Annotated in this window: 13 protein-coding genes; 4 read left to right on the plus strand and 9 right to left on the minus strand. The window is 72.9% G+C overall.

All coding sequences use genetic code 11. The annotated features are described in order from the left end of the window. Positions 1 to 764 (plus strand): thiamine pyrophosphate-dependent enzyme (locus tag K4S16_RS41170; RefSeq protein ID WP_235037406.1); only part of this gene is annotated, 764 nt, incomplete at its 5' end. A gap of 10 nt (positions 765 to 774) precedes the next feature. Further along, positions 775 to 2,256 carry a CoA-acylating methylmalonate-semialdehyde dehydrogenase gene (locus tag K4S16_RS41175; RefSeq protein ID WP_149264543.1) on the plus strand — a complete coding sequence of 494 codons (1,482 nt, stop codon included), beginning with the start codon at positions 775 to 777 and terminating at the stop codon, positions 2,254 to 2,256. Here the strand turns inward: K4S16_RS41175 and K4S16_RS41180 are convergent. The 5 genes from K4S16_RS41180 to K4S16_RS41200 are packed head-to-tail and all read right to left on the minus strand — an operon-like array spanning position 2,230 to position 8,766. After that, on the minus strand, positions 2,230 to 2,877 hold the full coding sequence (locus K4S16_RS41180) for an isochorismatase family protein (RefSeq protein ID WP_149264544.1): 648 nt from the start codon (positions 2,875 to 2,877) through the stop codon (positions 2,230 to 2,232). The genes K4S16_RS41175 and K4S16_RS41180 overlap by 27 nt on opposite strands. Further along, complete coding sequence (locus tag K4S16_RS41185) at positions 2,874 to 4,775, minus strand: hydantoinase B/oxoprolinase family protein (RefSeq protein WP_149264545.1); 1,902 nt, start codon at positions 4,773 to 4,775, stop codon at positions 2,874 to 2,876. Before K4S16_RS41185 ends, K4S16_RS41180 begins: the two co-directional genes overlap by 4 nt. Next, a complete protein-coding gene (locus tag K4S16_RS41190; protein WP_149264546.1) occupies positions 4,775 to 6,838 on the minus strand; it encodes a hydantoinase/oxoprolinase family protein in 2,064 nt (687 codons plus the stop codon). The genes K4S16_RS41185 and K4S16_RS41190 overlap by 1 nt, the downstream gene beginning before the upstream one ends. A gap of 20 nt (positions 6,839 to 6,858) precedes the next feature. Then, positions 6,859 to 8,082, minus strand: a complete 1,224-nt coding sequence (locus K4S16_RS41195) for a CaiB/BaiF CoA-transferase family protein (RefSeq protein WP_149264547.1) — start codon at positions 8,080 to 8,082, stop codon at positions 6,859 to 6,861. Beyond that, entirely contained in the window at positions 8,083 to 8,766 is a 684-nt protein-coding gene (locus K4S16_RS41200; RefSeq protein WP_149264548.1) for a GntR family transcriptional regulator, read from the minus strand. 112 nt (positions 8,767 to 8,878) lie between these two features. On the opposite strand from K4S16_RS41200, the gene K4S16_RS41205 reads away from it, so the two are divergent. Further along, positions 8,879 to 9,772 (plus strand): hydroxymethylglutaryl-CoA lyase, encoded by an 894-nt coding sequence (locus tag K4S16_RS41205; RefSeq protein ID WP_235037407.1) that lies wholly within the window; start codon positions 8,879 to 8,881, stop codon positions 9,770 to 9,772. A gap of 61 nt (positions 9,773 to 9,833) precedes the next feature. On the opposite strand, the gene K4S16_RS41210 is transcribed toward K4S16_RS41205, so the two are convergent. The 3 genes from K4S16_RS41210 to K4S16_RS41220 are packed head-to-tail and all read right to left on the minus strand — an operon-like array spanning position 9,834 to position 12,395. Beyond that, on the minus strand, positions 9,834 to 10,490 hold the full coding sequence (locus K4S16_RS41210) for a 3-oxoacid CoA-transferase subunit B (RefSeq protein WP_149264550.1): 657 nt from the start codon (positions 10,488 to 10,490) through the stop codon (positions 9,834 to 9,836). Between the two features lies 1 nt (position 10,491). Continuing rightward, a complete protein-coding gene (locus K4S16_RS41215) occupies positions 10,492 to 11,187 on the minus strand; it encodes a 3-oxoacid CoA-transferase subunit A (RefSeq protein WP_149264551.1) in 696 nt (231 codons plus the stop codon). After that, a complete protein-coding gene (locus K4S16_RS41220; RefSeq protein WP_149264552.1) occupies positions 11,184 to 12,395 on the minus strand; it encodes a thiolase family protein in 1,212 nt (403 codons plus the stop codon). Before K4S16_RS41220 ends, K4S16_RS41215 begins: the two co-directional genes overlap by 4 nt. A 72-nt stretch (positions 12,396 to 12,467) precedes the next feature. On the opposite strand from K4S16_RS41220, the gene K4S16_RS41225 reads away from it, so the two are divergent. Next, a complete protein-coding gene (locus K4S16_RS41225; RefSeq protein ID WP_149264553.1) occupies positions 12,468 to 13,412 on the plus strand; it encodes a LysR substrate-binding domain-containing protein in 945 nt (314 codons plus the stop codon). A gap of 54 nt (positions 13,413 to 13,466) precedes the next feature. Here K4S16_RS41225 and K4S16_RS41230 read toward each other — a convergent pair whose 3' ends face one another. Then, complete coding sequence (locus K4S16_RS41230) at positions 13,467 to 15,272, minus strand: alpha/beta fold hydrolase (RefSeq protein ID WP_149264554.1); 1,806 nt, start codon at positions 15,270 to 15,272, stop codon at positions 13,467 to 13,469. Positions 15,273 to 15,512: the final 240 nt, after the last annotated feature.

Genomic DNA, 15,512 nt, shown 5'->3' on the forward strand with positions numbered 1-15,512 from the left:
GTCGCGACGAGGCGCGCGAGCGGGCGCGGCGGTGGAACGGCGTCGTCGACGCCGCGTTCGCGGGGCGGCGGGGAACGCCGCCGGCCCAGGCGGAGGTCATCGGCATCGTCAACGCCGAGGCCGGTCCGCGGGACGTGGTGGTGTGCGCGGCCGGGTCGATGCCCGGCGACCTGCACAAGCTGTGGCGGGCCCGCGACCCCAAGGGCTACCACGTCGAGTACGGCTACTCCTGCATGGGCTACGAGATCGCCGGGGGGCTCGGGGTGAAGATGGCCGCGCCCGACCGCGAAGTGTTCGTCATGGTCGGCGACGGCTCCTACCTGATGATGGCCCAGGAACTCACCACCGCCGCCGCCGAAGGCGTCAAACTCGTCGTCGTCCTGGTCCAGAACCACGGCTACGCCTCCATCGGCAACCTGTCCGAATCGGTCGGCGCCCAGCGCTTCGGCACCCGCCACCGCCTGCGCACCCCCACCGGCCTGGACGGCGACCCCATCCCCGTCGACCTCGCCGCCAACGCCGCCAGCCTCGGCGCCGACGTCATCCGCGCCGACGATGCCGACGGTTTCAGGAAGGCGCTCCGCCAGGCGGTCGCCTCACCCCGGACGACGGTCGTCCACGTGGAGACCGATCCCCTGGCAGCGGCGCCTGACAGCGAGGCCTGGTGGGACGTCCCGGTCGCCGAGGTGTCGGCGCTGGAGCAGACCCGGCAGGCGCGCGCCCGCTACGAAGACGACAAGAAGGCCCAGCGCCGTTACCTGTGAAAGGAACCCGATGCGTTCTATCCAGCACTGGATCGGTGGTGTCCCGGTGGGCGGGAGCACCACGGCGGCCGTGCACGACCCGGCGACGGGCCGGCAGTCCGGCGAGGTCGTCCTCGGGCGCCGCGCCGAGGTGGACGCGGCGGTGGGAGCCGCGGCGCGAGCGTTCGAGACGTGGTCCGAGGTGTCGCTCAGCCGGCGCGCGCGGATCATGTTCGCGCTGCGCGACCTGCTGGAGCGGCACGAGGACGAGCTGGCCCGCCTGGTCACCGCCGAGCACGGCAAGGTCCTGGACGACGCGCGCGGAGAGGTCGTGCGAGGGCGCGAGGTCGTCGAGTTCGCTTGCGGGATCGCGCAGGTGCTCAAGGGCGAGTTCTCCGACCAGGTGTCGTCCGGAGTGGACGCGTTCTCCTTCCGGCAGCCGCTCGGCGTGTGCGCGGGAGTCGTCCCGTTCAACTTCCCGGTGATGGTCCCGCTGTGGATGCACCCGATCGCCATCGCGTGCGGCAACACGTTCGTGCTGAAGCCGAGCGAGCGCGTGCCCTCCGCGTCCAACCTGGTCGCCGAACTGTACGCGCAGGCGGGGCTGCCGGACGGGGTGTTCAACGTGCTGCACGGCGACCACGTCACCGCCGACGCGCTGATCACGCACCCCGGCGTGGCGGCGGTGTCGTTCGTCGGGTCCACGCCCGTGGCGCGGCACGTCCACGAGGCGGCGAGCGCCGCGGGCAAGCGGGTGCAGGCCCTCGGCGGCGCGAAGAACCACGCGGTCGTCCTGCCCGACGCCGACCTCGACCTGGCCGCGGACCAGATCACGGCGGCGGCGTACGGATCGGCGGGGCAGCGCTGCATGGCCGTCTCCGTGACGGTCGCCGTCGGCGCCGCCGGGGACCCGCTGGTCGAGCGGCTCGCCGAGCGGGCCCGCGCGATCAGGGTGGGGCCGGGCGCCGACCCGGCGAGCGAGATGGGCCCGCTGATCAGCGAGGCGGCGCGGGAGCGCGTCACCGGGCACGTCGAGGAGGCGGAGCGGGCCGGTGCGAAGCTCGTCGTGGACGGGCGCGGCCTGGACGGCCCCGGATACTTCGTCGGCCCGTGCCTGCTCGACGGCGCCGCCACCGACATGGCGGCCTACCAGGAGGAGATCTTCGGGCCGGTCCTGCTGGTGCTGCGCGCCGAGACGCTCGACGAGGCGATCGCGCTGATCAACGCCAACCCCTACGGCAACGGGACGGCGGTCTTCACCTCGTCGGGGGAGGCGGCGCGGCGGTTCCAGCGCGCCGTGCACGTCGGGATGATCGGGGTGAACGTCCCCATCCCGGTGCCGATGGCGTTCTACTCCTTCGGCGGCTGGAAGGCGTCCCTGTTCGGGGACACCCACGTCCACGGGGCCGAAGGGGTGCGCTTCTACACGCGCGCCAAGGCCGTCACCTCCCGCTGGCCCGCCCCCGTCGCGACCGACGGGGCGTCCTCAATGGCCTTCCCCACCGCGCGGTGAGAAGCCGCGCACGGTGGTGAGCGCCTCGTCGAGGGGCAGGACGTCGGCGTACTTGGCGCCGAGGTCCAGCAGGTTGGCCTCGTGGAGGCGGCGGTCCCGGTCGCCGCAGGCCTCGTCCACCACCAGCGGCCGGAACCCGTGCTGCAACGCGTCGGTCGCGGTGGCGCGGATGCAGCCGCTGGTGGTGAGCCCGCAGATCAGCACGGTGTCGATGCCGGACGCGGTCAGGGTGGCCGCCAGCGACGTGCCGTGGAACGCGCTGGCGTACTGCTTGGTGACCACGGTCTCGCCGGGACGAGGGGCCGCCCCCTCGGCGAAGTCGCCGAGGGGGCTCCCTTCCTCGAACACGCGCAGCGCGGGCACCTTGAGCCGGAACAGCCCGCCGTCCGCGCCGCCCGGCCGGTACTCCACCCGGGTGAACAGCACCGGCAGCCCGGCCGCCCGGCCCGCGCCGATCAGGGCCACGGCGGCGGCCGCCGCGTCCTCGACCGGGGCGCGCAGCGGCGACCCGTCCACCAGGTAGGCGCGGACGAGGTCCACCACCAGCACCGCGGGCGACCGGCCGCAGCCGAGGCCGCGGCCGAAGCCCGAGGCGCGGTAGTCGGCGGCGAGGTCGCTCACCGGCGGTCGCCCAATGCGGCGGCGGACCGGACGTCGACCGGCGGGCGCGGGGCGGGGAGGCCCGTCTCCTCCTCGCAGCGGGCGAGGATCTGCTCCAGCGGCGGGCCCATGTCGAACACCGGGATCCCGGTCCGCTCGGCGGCCATCCTCGCCCGCAGCGCCTCGGTGTCCTCCTCGTCGAGGACGCCCTCGCCGGTGCAGACCACGCCGTAGCCGTCGCGGGCGCCGTCCGCGGTGACCAGGCCGCGCTTCACCTCCAGCGCGACGAGCTCGGCCGAGCGGGCCAGGGGGTCGCCCCATCCGCCGCCGCCCCAGGTCACGAAGTGCAGGACGTCGCCGGGCCGGACCGGAACGTCGTGGATCTTGCTGGGCAGCACCTCGCGGGTGCCGTCGGCCCGCTCGATCCACTTGCGGCCCCGCGCGCCCGGACGTCCGCCGTTCACCCCCCACGGGTAGGTGAGCCAGCGGTCGTCGTGGATCGCGATCGTGCCGGGCTCCTCGAAGCAGTACGCGACGTCGACCCCGTTGCCGCCCCGGTGCAGGCCCGCGCCGCCGGAGTCGGCGATCGTCTCCCACCGCTCGATGCGCAGCGGGTAGTACGACTCCAGGTACTCGCAGGGGATGTTGACGAACGAGGGCCACAGCGAGTGCCCGTCAGGGCCGTCCCCTACGGGGCGTCCCGGCACGCCGCCGAACCCGATCGAGTACAGCTGGAACCACTCGCCCTCGCGCGGCCCCGAGGCGTAGTGCCCCGAGTACATGAAGTGCGGCGAGGACGAGAAGCCGGCCGCGTTGAGGATCTCCGGGTTGGTCTGGCCGAGCAGCCCGCCGAACAGGTCGAACACCCGGCCGATGCCGTGGTTGCGGGCGTTCAGCGCGGCGGGGTGGCGCGGCTTCCAGAACGAGTCCTCGGGGATCGTCACGTCGATCAGCGGGTAGAAGCCGTCGTTCCAGAGGATCTGCGGGTCCGCGACGGTGATCACGTAGATGCCGAAGAACATCCGGACGAGGTTCTCGTTGATGAAGTAGTTCACCGGCCCGACGGCCTGCGGGGCCGCGTGCGAGAAGTCCAGATGGATCTTCTCGCCGGTCCGGGTCAGCGAGATCTTCAGCTCGTACGGGCCGTACCCGCAGCCGTCGTCGCAGATGTAGTCGGCGAACTCCAGCGTCCGGCCCTCCTCGAAGAGGGTGGCCAGCAGCACCTTCATGGCCTGGTAGTTGCGGTCGAGCAGGGCGTCCAGCGCGGACAGGTAGGTCTCGACGCCGAACCGCGCGCACAGCTCGGAGACCCGCCGGGCCGCCGTGGTGCACGCGGCGACCAGGCCGTTCAGGTCGGCGCGGTTCCAGTCGGGCATGCGCACCTGGTTGAGGATGATGCGCAGCGCCGACTCGTTCAGCACGCCGCCCTCGTACAGCTTGAACGGCGGTACGACCACGCCCTCCTCGTAGATGGTGCGGGCGTCGGCGGGCATCGAGCTGGGCGTCTTGCCGCCCACGTCCGACATGTGGCCGAACATCGAGGACCAGCCGACCAGCCGGCCCTCGTGGAAGATCGGCACCACCAGCAGCCAGTCGTTGGCGTGGCTGATCGCCGCGCCGCACGCGTACGGGTCGGACGTCATCAGGATGTCGCCCTCGCCGATCGTCCCGTCGAAGTTCTCCAGGAAGTCGGGGACCGAGAGCCCGAACTGGCCGACGACCATCTTCCCCGCCGGATCGGCGATCAGCGGGAACTCGTCGTGCTGCTCGCGGATGCCCGGCGACAGCGCGGTGCGGAACAGCACCTCGTCCATCTCGTGCCGGGCGTTGCGCAGCGCGTTCTCGATGATGTCCAGGGTCACCGGGTCGACGTCGACCCGTCCGACCGGCGCGGTCTCGGTCTGCAGGATCTCGGCCATCAGCCCTCCTCGTTCAGCGGACGGATCAGCAGGCTGCCGCTGGGGTGCACGGTCGCGGCGTGCCCGGCCAGCACGAGCGTGGTGGAGTCCATCTCGACCACCACGGCCGGCCCGGCCACGACGTCACCGGAGAGCAGCTTGGAACGGTCGTAGATGCGGGCGGACGTCGTCGCGCCGTCCATCCACACCTCGGTCTCGCGGATCAGGGCGGCGGACGGGTCGCCCGTCCCTTCCGGCAGGACGCGCCAGGCGACCTCCGGGCGCGGCCCGCTCACCGTGACCCGCAGGTTGATCACCTCGCGCTCGTTGTCGAGCAGGAAGGAGAACAGCCGCTCGTGCTCGGCGTCGAAGGCGGCGCCGAGCTCGGCCAGCAGGTCGCCGTCGACGGTCGCGCGGTCCACCTCGACCGGGATCTCGAAGCCCTGCCCGTGGTAGCGCAGGTCGATCTGGTACGTCGCGGTCTGGCTCTCGCGCGGCACGCCCTCCGCCTCCAGCCGCGCGGCGGCGGCGTCGGCCAGCTCGGCGAGCGCGGTTCGCAGTTCGTCGTCGTCGAGGGTGGAGAAGCGGCGCACCATCGTGCGGGCGCTCTCGTCGCGGGGGCAGGTGGTCGCGTCCCCGTAGGCGCACAGGACGCCCGGCGACGGCGGCACGATCACCGGCCAGGAGCCGGTCAGCCGGCCGAGCGCGTTGGCGTGCAGCGGGCCGGCGCCGCCGAACGACATCAGCGCGAAGTCGCGGGGGTCGTAGCCCTGCCGGACGCTGATCAGGCGGAGCGCGCCGAGCATGTTCTCGTTGACGATGTCGATCACGCCGGCCGCCGCCGCCTCGACGCTCGGCAGCCCCATCGCGTCGGCGATGGAGCGCAGCGCCTTGCGGGCGGCCTCGGCGTCCAGCGCGATCTCCCCGCCGGCGAGCCGCGTCGGCAGGTAGCCGAGCACGACGTTGGCGTCGGTGACCGTCGGCTCGGTGCCGCCCGACCCGTAGGCCGCCGGGCCCGGGTCGGCGCCCGCGGACTGGGGGCCGACCCGCAGAGCCCTGGTCAGCTCGGGGACGTGCGCGATCGAGCCTCCTCCGGCGCCGACCGTGCGGACGTCCACGCTGGTGGCGCGGACGGTGAGGTCGCCGACGGTGGTCTCCCGGCCGATCCGGGGACGCCCGCCGAGCACCAGCGCCACGTCCGTGGACGTGCCGCCCATGTCGAAGGTGAGGAAGTCGGGGAACCCGGCCTGCTCGGCGAACCAGACCGCCCCCGTCACCCCGCCGGCCGGGCCGGACAGCAGCAGCGACACCGGGTCCTCGGCCGCCTTGGCGGCCTTGGTCAGCCCGCCGTCGCTGCGCAGCACCGACAGCGGCGCCTCGATCCCGCTTCCGCTCAGGGACCGGTCCAGGTTGCGTACATAGCGGGACACCTCGGGCTGGACGTAGCTGTTCGCCACGGTGGTGACGGTGCGCTCGTACTCCCGCATCTCCGGCAGGACGTGGCTGGACAGCGACACCGGCACTCCGGGCAGCTCCTCGCCGGCCAGCTCCGCCACCCGCCGCTCGTGCTCGTCGTTGGCGTAGGAGTTGATCAGCGAGACCGTCAGCGCCTCGATGCCGGCCCCGCGGAGCCGCCGCAGCTCCGCACGCGCGCGCTCCTCGTCCAGCGGGGCGACGACCGTGCCGTCCGCGGCGATCCGGCCCGGGATCTCCACGGTGTGCTCCAGCCGGGCCAGCGGCTCCGGCTTCGGCCAGATGATCCAGCCGGCGAGGCCGCCGGGGACGAACGACCGGCCGATCTGCAGGACCTGCCGGAACCCCTCGGTCGTCACCAGCCCGACCCGCGCGCCCCGGCCCTGGAGGATCGCGTTGGTCGCCACGGTGGTGCCGTGCAGGACGTGCGCCACCTCGCTCATCTCGATGCCGGCGTCGCGGCACACCTTGCGGATGCCGTTGAGCACGCCCTCCGACTGGTCCGCCGGAGTGGAGGCCGTCTTGGCGCGGTGGCTGACGCCGGTCTGCTCGTCGACGAGCAGCACGTCGGTGAACGTGCCGCCCACATCGACGCCCAGTCGATAACCCATCTGCTCTCCCGGTGCTGTGCTCAGATGACGCCGCGCTCGGACAGCGCGGCGATCTCGTCTTCTCGAAGGTCCAGGAGGCCGCCGTAGACCTCCCGGTTGTGCTCGCCGAGCTCGGGGCCGGGCCGCCGCACCGACCCCGGGGTCTCGCTGAGCCTGGGGAACGCGTTGTGCATCGGGAGCTCGCCGAAGTCCGGGTGGACCAGGCGCACGATCGCCTCGCGGGCGGCGAAGTGGGGATCGTCGAACATGTCCTTGGCGGTGTAGATCCGGCCGGCCGGGACGCCGCCGGCGTGCAGCCGCTCCAGCAGGTCCCCGGTCTCGATCCGGGCCGACCAGGCCGAGATGATCTCGTCCAGCTCGGCCATGTGCCGGCCCCGGTCGGCGTGCCCGGCGAACCGCGGGTCGGCGCTCAGCTCGGGCCGGCCCATCGTCTTGGCGAGCCGTCCGAACACGGTGTCCTGGTTGGCGGCGATGAGGATCATCTCGCCCGACGCCGTCGGGTAGACGTTGCTGGGGGAGACGTTGGGCAGCACCGAACCGGTCCGCTCGCGCTGGTACCCGGCGACCGCCCACTCCGGCAGCAGCGACTCCATCATCGCCAGCACCGCCTCGTAGATCGCCGAGTCGACGACCTGGCCGCGTCCGGTGGCGGTCCGGTGGTGGACGGCGACGAGCGCGCCGATCGTGGCGAACACCGCGGCCAGGGAGTCGCCGAGCGAGATCCCGGCGCGGGCGGGCGCGCCGCCGGGATCGCCGGTCACGTAGCGGATGCCGCCCATCGCCTCGCCGATCGACCCGTACCCCGCCCGGGGCGCGTAGGGGCCGGTCTGCCCGAACCCGGACACGCGGACCAGGATCAGGCCGGGGTTCGTCTCGCGGAGGCGGTCGAAGTCCATCCCCCAGCGCTCCAGCGTGCCGGGCCGGAAGTTCTCGACCACGATGTCGGCGCGGTCGATGATCCGCCGGGCGAGGTCCTGGCCCTCGGGGGTGCGCAGGTCGCAGGTCACCGACTTCTTGTTGCGGGCGACCACGGGCCACCACAGGGACTTGCCGTGCGGCTTCTCGCGGCCCCACTGGCGCATCGGGTCGCCGGCGCCGGGCGACTCCAGCTTGATCACTTCGGCGCCGAAGTCGCCGAGCAGCTGGCCGCAGAACGGTCCGGCGAGCAGCTGCCCCATCTCCACGACGCGGAGGTCGGCGAGCGGGCCCCGGGCGTCCGGCGCGGCGCCGTCGTGCGTTGACATCTAGCCGGTCCTCGTTTCCGTGTGGTCGTTCGGGTCGTCGGGGGTGCGGGCGGCGCGCAGCAGCACCGCCTTCGCGGCGAGCACGTGCGCCCGCATCACCGACTCGGCCCACGTGCCGTCGTGGGCGCGCAGGGCCGCGGCCAGCTCGCGGTGGTGTGCGGAGCTGCGGGCCAGGTCGGCGGGGGAGTAGCGGTGGAAGGTCCGCATGACGAGGGGGAGCTGCACCACCGCGTTGAGCATGGACACGAGCCGGCCGCTGGCCGCGGCGGCGCGGATGACGTCGTGGAACTCGGCGTTGAGCTCGGCGACGCGGTCCAGGTCCTGGCCGGCGCCCGGCTCGACGGCCTCGTCCATCAGCCGGCACAGCTCGTCCATCCGGTCCGCGTCCGAGGCGGTGACTCGGGTGGCGGCGCGCCGTGCGGCGGCGCCCTCCAGCAGCATCCGCAGGTCGTAGATCTCCTCCAGGTCCTCGGGCGTCCAGTCCGGGACCCGCGCGCCGCGGTGCGGCAGCACCTCGACCAGGCCCTCGACCTCCAGCCGCCGCAGCGCCTCCCGGACGGGCGTCCGGCTGGAGCCGGTGGCCTCGGCCAGTTCGGCCTCGCCGAGTCGTGCCCCGGGCGGGTGGACGCCGTCCAGGATGTCGGCGCGCAGCCGTGTGTAGACACGGTCCACGGCACGGACCATCCCGACCTCCTTCGGTTGATTGCATGCAACATAGACACAATGTGTCCCTTGACACAAGAGAGTCCCCAGGAGAATCCTGCAGGTGACGTCAGATTGCATACAAAGGATGCTCATGGTCGAACTCATCGAGGTGGCGCCCCGGGACGGGCTGCAGAACGAGTCCGCGGTCCTCGCGACCGCCGACAAGGTGCGGCTCATCGAACGCAGCGTCGCGGCGGGGCTGCGGCGGATCGAGGCGGTCAGCTTCGTGAACCCGAAGCGGGTGCCGCAGATGGCCGACGCCGAGGCGGTGATGGAGCGGCTCCCCAGGCCGGACGGTGTCAGCTATGCGGGGCTGGTCCTCAACAGGCGCGGGCTCGACCGCGCGCTGGCCGCCGGTGTGGACGAGGTCAACGTCGTCGTGGTGGCCACCGACGAGTTCAGCCGCCGCAACCAGGGCTGCACCGTCGAGGAGGGCGTCGCCGCCTGGGCCGCCGTCGCCGCGGACGCCCGCGCCGCCGGCCTCCGCCGGACCGTGACGATCGCCGCGGCCTTCGGCTGCCCCTTCGAGGGCGAGGTCCCCGCGGACCGCGTGCTCGACCTGGTCCGGCGGGTCGCCGAAAGCGAGCCCGACGAGATCGCCGTGGCCGACACGATCGGTGTCGGCGTCCCGGCCCAGGTCCGCACGCTGCTGGCGGGCGCCGCCGAGGCCGCCCCCGGAGTCCCGCTGCGCTGCCACTTCCACAACACCCGCAACACCGGCTACGCCAACGCCCTCACGGCCCTCGACTGCGGGGTGAGCGCCCTGGACGCCAGCGCCGGCGGCTTCGGCGGCTGCCCGTTCGCCCCCGCCGCCACCGGCAACATCGCCACCGAGGACCTGCTGTACGCGCTGGACCGGTCGGGCGTCGACACCGGGGTCCGGATGGCCGCGGTCGCGGAGACGGCGGCCTGGCTCGGCGAACGCCTCGGCAAGCCTGTCCCGGCCCTGCTCGGCCGCGCCGGCCCGTTCCCCGCCCAGGGCTGAGCGCCGTTGGAGGCGGAACGTCCTCGATCTAGAAATCTACAATGTAAAGGGACGGGGTCTTTCAGTCGCGCGACGCGGTCCTGAGGGGGACCGGGAGGCGGTCGCGGAGCTCCTCGACGGTGACCCCGAAGGTCTCGCGGACCGCCGCCCCGTCCGGGCCCACGTCGATGACGGCGACGTCGGTGTAGACCCTGCTGACGCAGCCGACCCCGGTCAGCGGGTAGGTGCAGGCGGGTACCAGCTTGGACCGGCCCTCCTTGTCGAAGAGCGTCATCATCACGAAGACCTGCTTGGCGCCGATGGCCAGGTCCATCGCGCCGCCGACGGCCGGGATGGCGTCGGGAGCGCCGGTGTGCCAGTTGGCGAGGTCGCCGGTGGCCGAGACCTGGAACGCGCCGAGCACGCACACGTCGAGATGGCCGCCGCGCATCATGGCGAAGGAGTCGGCGTGGTGGAAGTACGAGGCTCCGGGGAGCTCGGTCACCGGGACCTTGCCGGCGTTCGTGAGATCGGGGTCGACCTGCTCGCCGACGGCGGCGGGGCCCATGTTGAGCATGCCGTTCTCGGTGTGCAGCACGATGCCCGAGCCGTCGGGGAGATGGTCGGCGACCTTGGTCGGCCTCCCGATGCCGAGGTTGACGTAGGAGCCGGCCGGGATGTCGCGGGCGACGACCTCCGCGAGCTCGTCCGGGGTGAGGGGACCGGTGGTGCGGGGCATGTCAGCGCGCTCCTTGGACGGTGTAGTGCCGTTGCTCGACGCGCACCACGCGGTCGACGTAGATGCCGGGCGTGACGACCGCCTCCGGGTCGAGGGCGCCGACCGGGACCACGTCGGACACCTGCACGATCGTGGTGGTCGCGGCCGCGGCCATGACGGGGCCGAAGTTCCGCGCGGTCTTGCGGTAGACGAGGTTGCCCATCGGATCGGCGCGGTGGGCGCTGATCAGGGCGACGTCGCCCTTGATCGGGTACTCCAGGACGTGGACGCGCCCGTCGATGGTCCGGGTCTCCTTGCCCTCGGCCAGGGAGGTGCCCGCGCCGGTCGGGCAGTAGAAGGCGCCGATGCCCGCGCCCGCCGCCCGCATCCGCTCGGCGAGGTTGCCCTGCGGCACGACCTCCAGCTCGATCTTCCCGGCCCGGTAGAGCCCGTCGAAGACGTGGGAGTCGCGCTGCCGGGGGAAGGAGCAGAGCACCTTCCGCACGCGCCCGGCCTTCAGCAGCGCGGCCAGCCCGACGTCCCCGTTGCCGGCGTTGTTGGACACGATGGTGAGGTCCGTCGCGCCCTGCCGGATCAGCCCGTCGATGAGGTCGAACGGCATTCCCGCGAAGCCGAAGCCGCCGACCAGGACGGTGCTGCCGTCCTCGATCCCGCGGACGGCCTCGTCGACGCTTTCGAGGATCTCGGTGCGGCTCATGCTCCGGCCCCCGTGCTCCCCATGGCGGTGTTCTCCAGATCCGTGTTCTCCAGCACGACGGCGAGGCCCTGCCCGACGCCGATGCAGATCGCGGCGACGCCCCAGCGCTCCCGGCGCTCGCGGAGCACCTTCGCGAGCGTGCCGAGGACGCGGGCGCCGCTCGCCCCCAGCGGGTGGCCGATCGCTATCGCGCCGCCCCGGGTGTTGACGATCTCCGGATCGATGCCCCAGGCGTCGACGCAGACGAGCGACTGCACGGCGAAGGCCTCGTTCAGCTCGACCGCGCCGACCCGGTCCCAGCCGATCCCGGCCCGGGCGAGGGCCCGTTCGGCCGCCTCGACCGGGGCGTAGCCGAAGTCCTGCGGATCGAGCGCGAACGCGCCCCGCCCGGCGATGCGGGCGAGGGGATCGAGGCCGATCCGGTCGGCCGCTTCGGCCGAGCCGAGCAGCAGGGCGGCGGCGCCGTCGTTCAGCGGGGAGGCGTTGCCGGCGGTGATGGTGCCGTCTGCGCGGAAGCTCGGCTTGAGGCCGGCCAGCTTCTCCAGGGAGGTGTCCGCGCGGATGCCCTCGTCGCGGCGCAGTTCCCCGGCGGGGACGACGAGGCCGTCGTAGAAGCCCTCGTCCCAGGCGGCCGCCGCCAGCCGGTGGGAGCGCAGGGCGAACGCGTCCTGGCGCTCGCGGCCGACGGCGTACTTCTCCCCGAGCCGCTCGTTCGCCTCGCCGAGCGAGACGGTCCACTCCTCCGGCATGCGCGGGTTCACCAGCCGCCAGCCGAGCGTGGTGGAGACCGCGGCGAGGTCCCCGGCCGGGAAGCCCCTGGCCGGCTTCGGCAGCACCCACGGCGCCCGGGTCATCGACTCGACTCCGCCGGCCACGACGATGTCGGCGTCCCCCGACTCGATCGTCCGGGAGGCGCCCATCGCCGCGTCGAGGCTGGAGCCGCACAGCCGGTTCACCGTCGTGCCCGGCACGCTCGTCGGCAGCCCGGCCAGCAGCGCGGCCATCCTGCCGACGTTGCGGTTCTCCTCTCCCGCTCCGTTCGCGTTGCCCCAGACGACTTCGCCGATCGCGGCCGGGTCCAGCCGGGGCGCCCGGTCCAGCAGCGCGGTGATCACGCCCGCCGCGAGGTCGTCCGGCCGTACACCCGCCAGGGCGCCGTTGAACCGTCCGAACGGGGTTCGTACGGCGGAGTAGAGAAAGGAGGTCATGGCTTCGAGGCTAGGTGGCCTGCCTTGATACAGTGAAGTATCAATATTCACTCTTATTGAGACTCAATCCATATGGATCTACGCCACCTGCGGTACTTCGTCGCCGTCGCGGAGGAGCTCCACTTCGGACGCGCCGCCGAGCGGCTCGCCATGGCCCAGCCGCCGCTGTCGCAGGCGATCCGCCAACTGGAGGCCGACCTCGGCGTGGAACTGCTGCACCGGACCACGCGCCGGGTGGAGCTGACCGACGCGGGCCGCGGCTACCTGGCACGGGCCCGGAGCATCCTCGGCGAGGTTGACGAGGCGGCCCGCGAGGCCCGCCGGGTGGCCGCCGGCGCGGTCGGCCATCTCGCGATCGGCTGCGTAGGCTCGGCGACCTACAGCCTGCTGCCCGCGCTGTCCCGCGGCCTCTCCCTGGAACTGCCCGGGGTCGACTTCTCCTTCCGCGGCGAGATGCTGGTCCCGGACCAGGCCGCGGCCCTGCGGGCCGGCGCCGTCGACCTGGCGCTGCTGCGGCCGCCGATCGGCGATCTCTCGCTCACGGTCCTGCCGCTGCGCCGGGACCGGCTGGTCGTCGCCGTCCCCGGCGACCACCGCCTGGCCGGGCTGCCGGAGCTGGGGGTCGCCGACATGGCGGGCGCCGACCTCATCGTGCATTCCGCGGACCGCCGCTCGGTGATGTACGACGTCGTGCTCGGGCTCTTCCGCGAGGCCGGCGTCGAGCCCAGGATCCGCCACGAGGTCGGCGAGACCTCCACCCTGGTCACCCTCGTCGCGGGCGGCCTCGGCATTGCCGTCGTCCCGGAACCGGTGACGGCCCTGGCCCTCGAAGGGGTCGTGTTCCGGCCCCTGGTGCGCCCCGCCATGAGCGTCGACCTCGCGGTCGCCTACCGGACCGACCGCACGGAACCCCATCTGGCCCGCACCGTCTCGGTCATCCGGCGGATCGTGCAGGAGGCCGGGGACGGCGCCCCCGGGGAGGAAGGCGGCGATCCCCCCTCGGACCCGCTCGGCTGACGCGAACGCCGGGCGGGCCCGAGGCGGGCCCGCCCGGCGTCACGGGCGGTCAGTTCACCGCGTGCCGAGCAGGACGGACGACGGCACCCGCGTCGCCACCGGCGGCAGCTTCGCGCCGTTCCCGGCGGCGCTCACCTGCGTCGCCATCGCGCTCGCGTCCGCCGGCCCTCTGGTGCCGAGCGCCTGTCCGGGGTTCCCCGCGAACGGCTGGACGTCCCCGACGCACACCTTGCCCGCGGGCGGCAGCGCCACGCGGACGAGGTAGCCCTCGACCGCCTTCGTCACGCAGTCCGAGGTTCCGTAGGCGGTGTGGCCCCAGCTGTTGCTGGACAGCAGCCGGCTGTTGGGCAGCATCTTGCTGGACGAGACCGCCTCCTTGTAGTTCGTGGCGGGGTCGTAGTAGTTCCCGACGAACAGGACCGGAGCGCTCGTACGCCGGTTGAAGGGACCGGTGTAGGCGTCCTCGTCGCGGACCTTCCAGGCGTCGCCGGCGCACTGGACGCTGCCCCAGCCCCATGCGCGCCCGAAGTAGGGCGCCCGCTTGTCCGACGCGGCCGTCTGCGCGGGCCAGCTCCCCGCCTTCTTCGGGTGCAGGCCGTCGGTGCACGTGACGCCGCTGAACGCCTCAAGGTCGTTGTAGTAGGGGAAGTCCTTGGCCGAGACCTTGGCCGCGGCCTCCTTCCTCCGCTCGACCTCGGCCCGGCGCTCCGCGATGCGCTTGGCGAGGGCCTTGCGCGCCTCGGCCTTCTGCGCCGCCGTCGAGGAGGACGAGGTCGCCTTCCACAGGTCGGTGGCCATCGCGTCGATGATCTCGTAGCCGCTCGGGTCGTACAGCATGCCGAGCGCGCCGCCGACGAAGTCGGCGTAGGTGATCTTGTCGCCCTCGATGTCGGCCGGCTTGGCCTTCAGCCGCTTGGCGAGCACGTCGAAGTTCTTGACGGGATCCCCGTAGGCCGCGAACGTGCACTTGGCCTTGCCCGCCTTGCCGCAGCGGACGAGGATCTCCCTCAGCGCCTTGTAGGCGCCGTCGGCGGACCGCAGCCGGTCGTCCAGGATCTGGCCCGCGGTCTTCCGGGTGCCGACCCAGGAGACGGGGTCGATGACGCCGTCCACGGCGACGGCGCGAACCCGGTCGGGGAACATGTTCGCGTAGTACTGGCCGATCGCCGTCCCGTAGCTGAAGCCCAGGTAGGACAGCTTCTTGTCGCCGACCGCGCGGCGCAGGACGTCCATGTCGCGGGCCGCCTCGGCGGAGGACATCGCGCCCGCCAGCTTCTTCCCGGTCGTGGAGCAGCCCTTGCCGAGCGCCTTCGCCGACTTGATGTAGGCCGCCTCCTGCTTCGCCCCGACGGGGAACGCCACGTCCATCCCGGCCAAGGCGAGGCTCTGGTCCCTGGTCGACTTGAAGCACGCGACGTTGGAGCTGAACCCGATGCCGCGCGGGTCGAAGCCGACGATGTCGAAGCGGTCGAGGACGTCCTTGCCGAGGAAGTCGGGAGCCTGGTACGCGATGGCGGTGCCCTGGCCGCCGGGCCCGCCCGGGTTCACGAACAGGCTGCCGATCCGCTTCTTGGCGTTCCGCGCCTTCACCCTGAGGACGGCGACCTCGGTGGTCGCGCCCTTCGGGTCGTCGTAGTCGAGAGGCAGCCGGACGGTCGCGCATTCGGCGTAGCCGTAGCACTTGTACCAGGCGGGCTTCGGGGCGGGCACGCGGTCGACGCGCTTCTTCTCGACCGGGCTCGTCGTGTCGCCTGCCCGGACGCCGGCGGTCCCCGGCTCGGCCAGAGCGGTGACGCTTAAAGCGGGTACGAGGGCCGCCCCGGCCACGCCGACCGCGAGGATCCTTCGTCTGAGGCGCATGCGCTTCCCTTCAGGGGATCGGTGCATTCCCGCGCGGGGTGCGGATTGGTCCCCCGAATTCTCGGCCGCGGCGCTCATCCCTGTGATCCACCATCGGGCCGGACATCCGCCCCGGAAGATCACCCGGCAGACGGATTGACGCGGGCCCCTCGGCGGACGGCCCCGCCGGAAAGTGACCGTTCCATCGGGATCCCTTGAGGAGGGGCGTAGGGTGCCCCTTCCCGTGGCGGGAACGAACGC

The sequence above is a fragment of the Actinomadura sp. K4S16 genome, from assembly GCF_008327685.1.
Classification (GTDB): domain Bacteria; phylum Actinomycetota; class Actinomycetes; order Streptosporangiales; family Streptosporangiaceae; genus Spirillospora.

Excerpts from the sequence above, each read along its gene's own strand:
- K4S16_RS41175 (WP_149264543.1), top strand. The coding sequence starts at position 775 with ATGCGTTCTATCCAGCACTGGATCGGTGGTGTCCCGGTGGGCGGGAGC.
- K4S16_RS41185 (WP_149264545.1), bottom strand. The coding sequence starts at position 4,775 with ATGGCCGAGATCCTGCAGACCGAGACCGCGCCGGTCGGACGGGTCGAC.
- K4S16_RS41190 (WP_149264546.1), bottom strand. The coding sequence starts at position 6,838 with ATGGGTTATCGACTGGGCGTCGATGTGGGCGGCACGTTCACCGACGTG.
- K4S16_RS41195 (WP_149264547.1), bottom strand. The coding sequence starts at position 8,082 with ATGTCAACGCACGACGGCGCCGCGCCGGACGCCCGGGGCCCGCTCGCC.
- K4S16_RS41200 (WP_149264548.1), bottom strand. The coding sequence starts at position 8,766 with ATGGTCCGTGCCGTGGACCGTGTCTACACACGGCTGCGCGCCGACATC.
- K4S16_RS41205 (WP_235037407.1), top strand. The coding sequence starts at position 8,879 with ATGGTCGAACTCATCGAGGTGGCGCCCCGGGACGGGCTGCAGAACGAG.
- K4S16_RS41210 (WP_149264550.1), bottom strand. The coding sequence starts at position 10,490 with ATGCCCCGCACCACCGGTCCCCTCACCCCGGACGAGCTCGCGGAGGTC.
- K4S16_RS41215 (WP_149264551.1), bottom strand. The coding sequence starts at position 11,187 with ATGAGCCGCACCGAGATCCTCGAAAGCGTCGACGAGGCCGTCCGCGGG.
- K4S16_RS41220 (WP_149264552.1), bottom strand. The coding sequence starts at position 12,395 with ATGACCTCCTTTCTCTACTCCGCCGTACGAACCCCGTTCGGACGGTTC.
- K4S16_RS41225 (WP_149264553.1), top strand. The coding sequence starts at position 12,468 with ATGGATCTACGCCACCTGCGGTACTTCGTCGCCGTCGCGGAGGAGCTC.
- K4S16_RS41230 (WP_149264554.1), bottom strand. The coding sequence starts at position 15,272 with ATGCGCCTCAGACGAAGGATCCTCGCGGTCGGCGTGGCCGGGGCGGCC.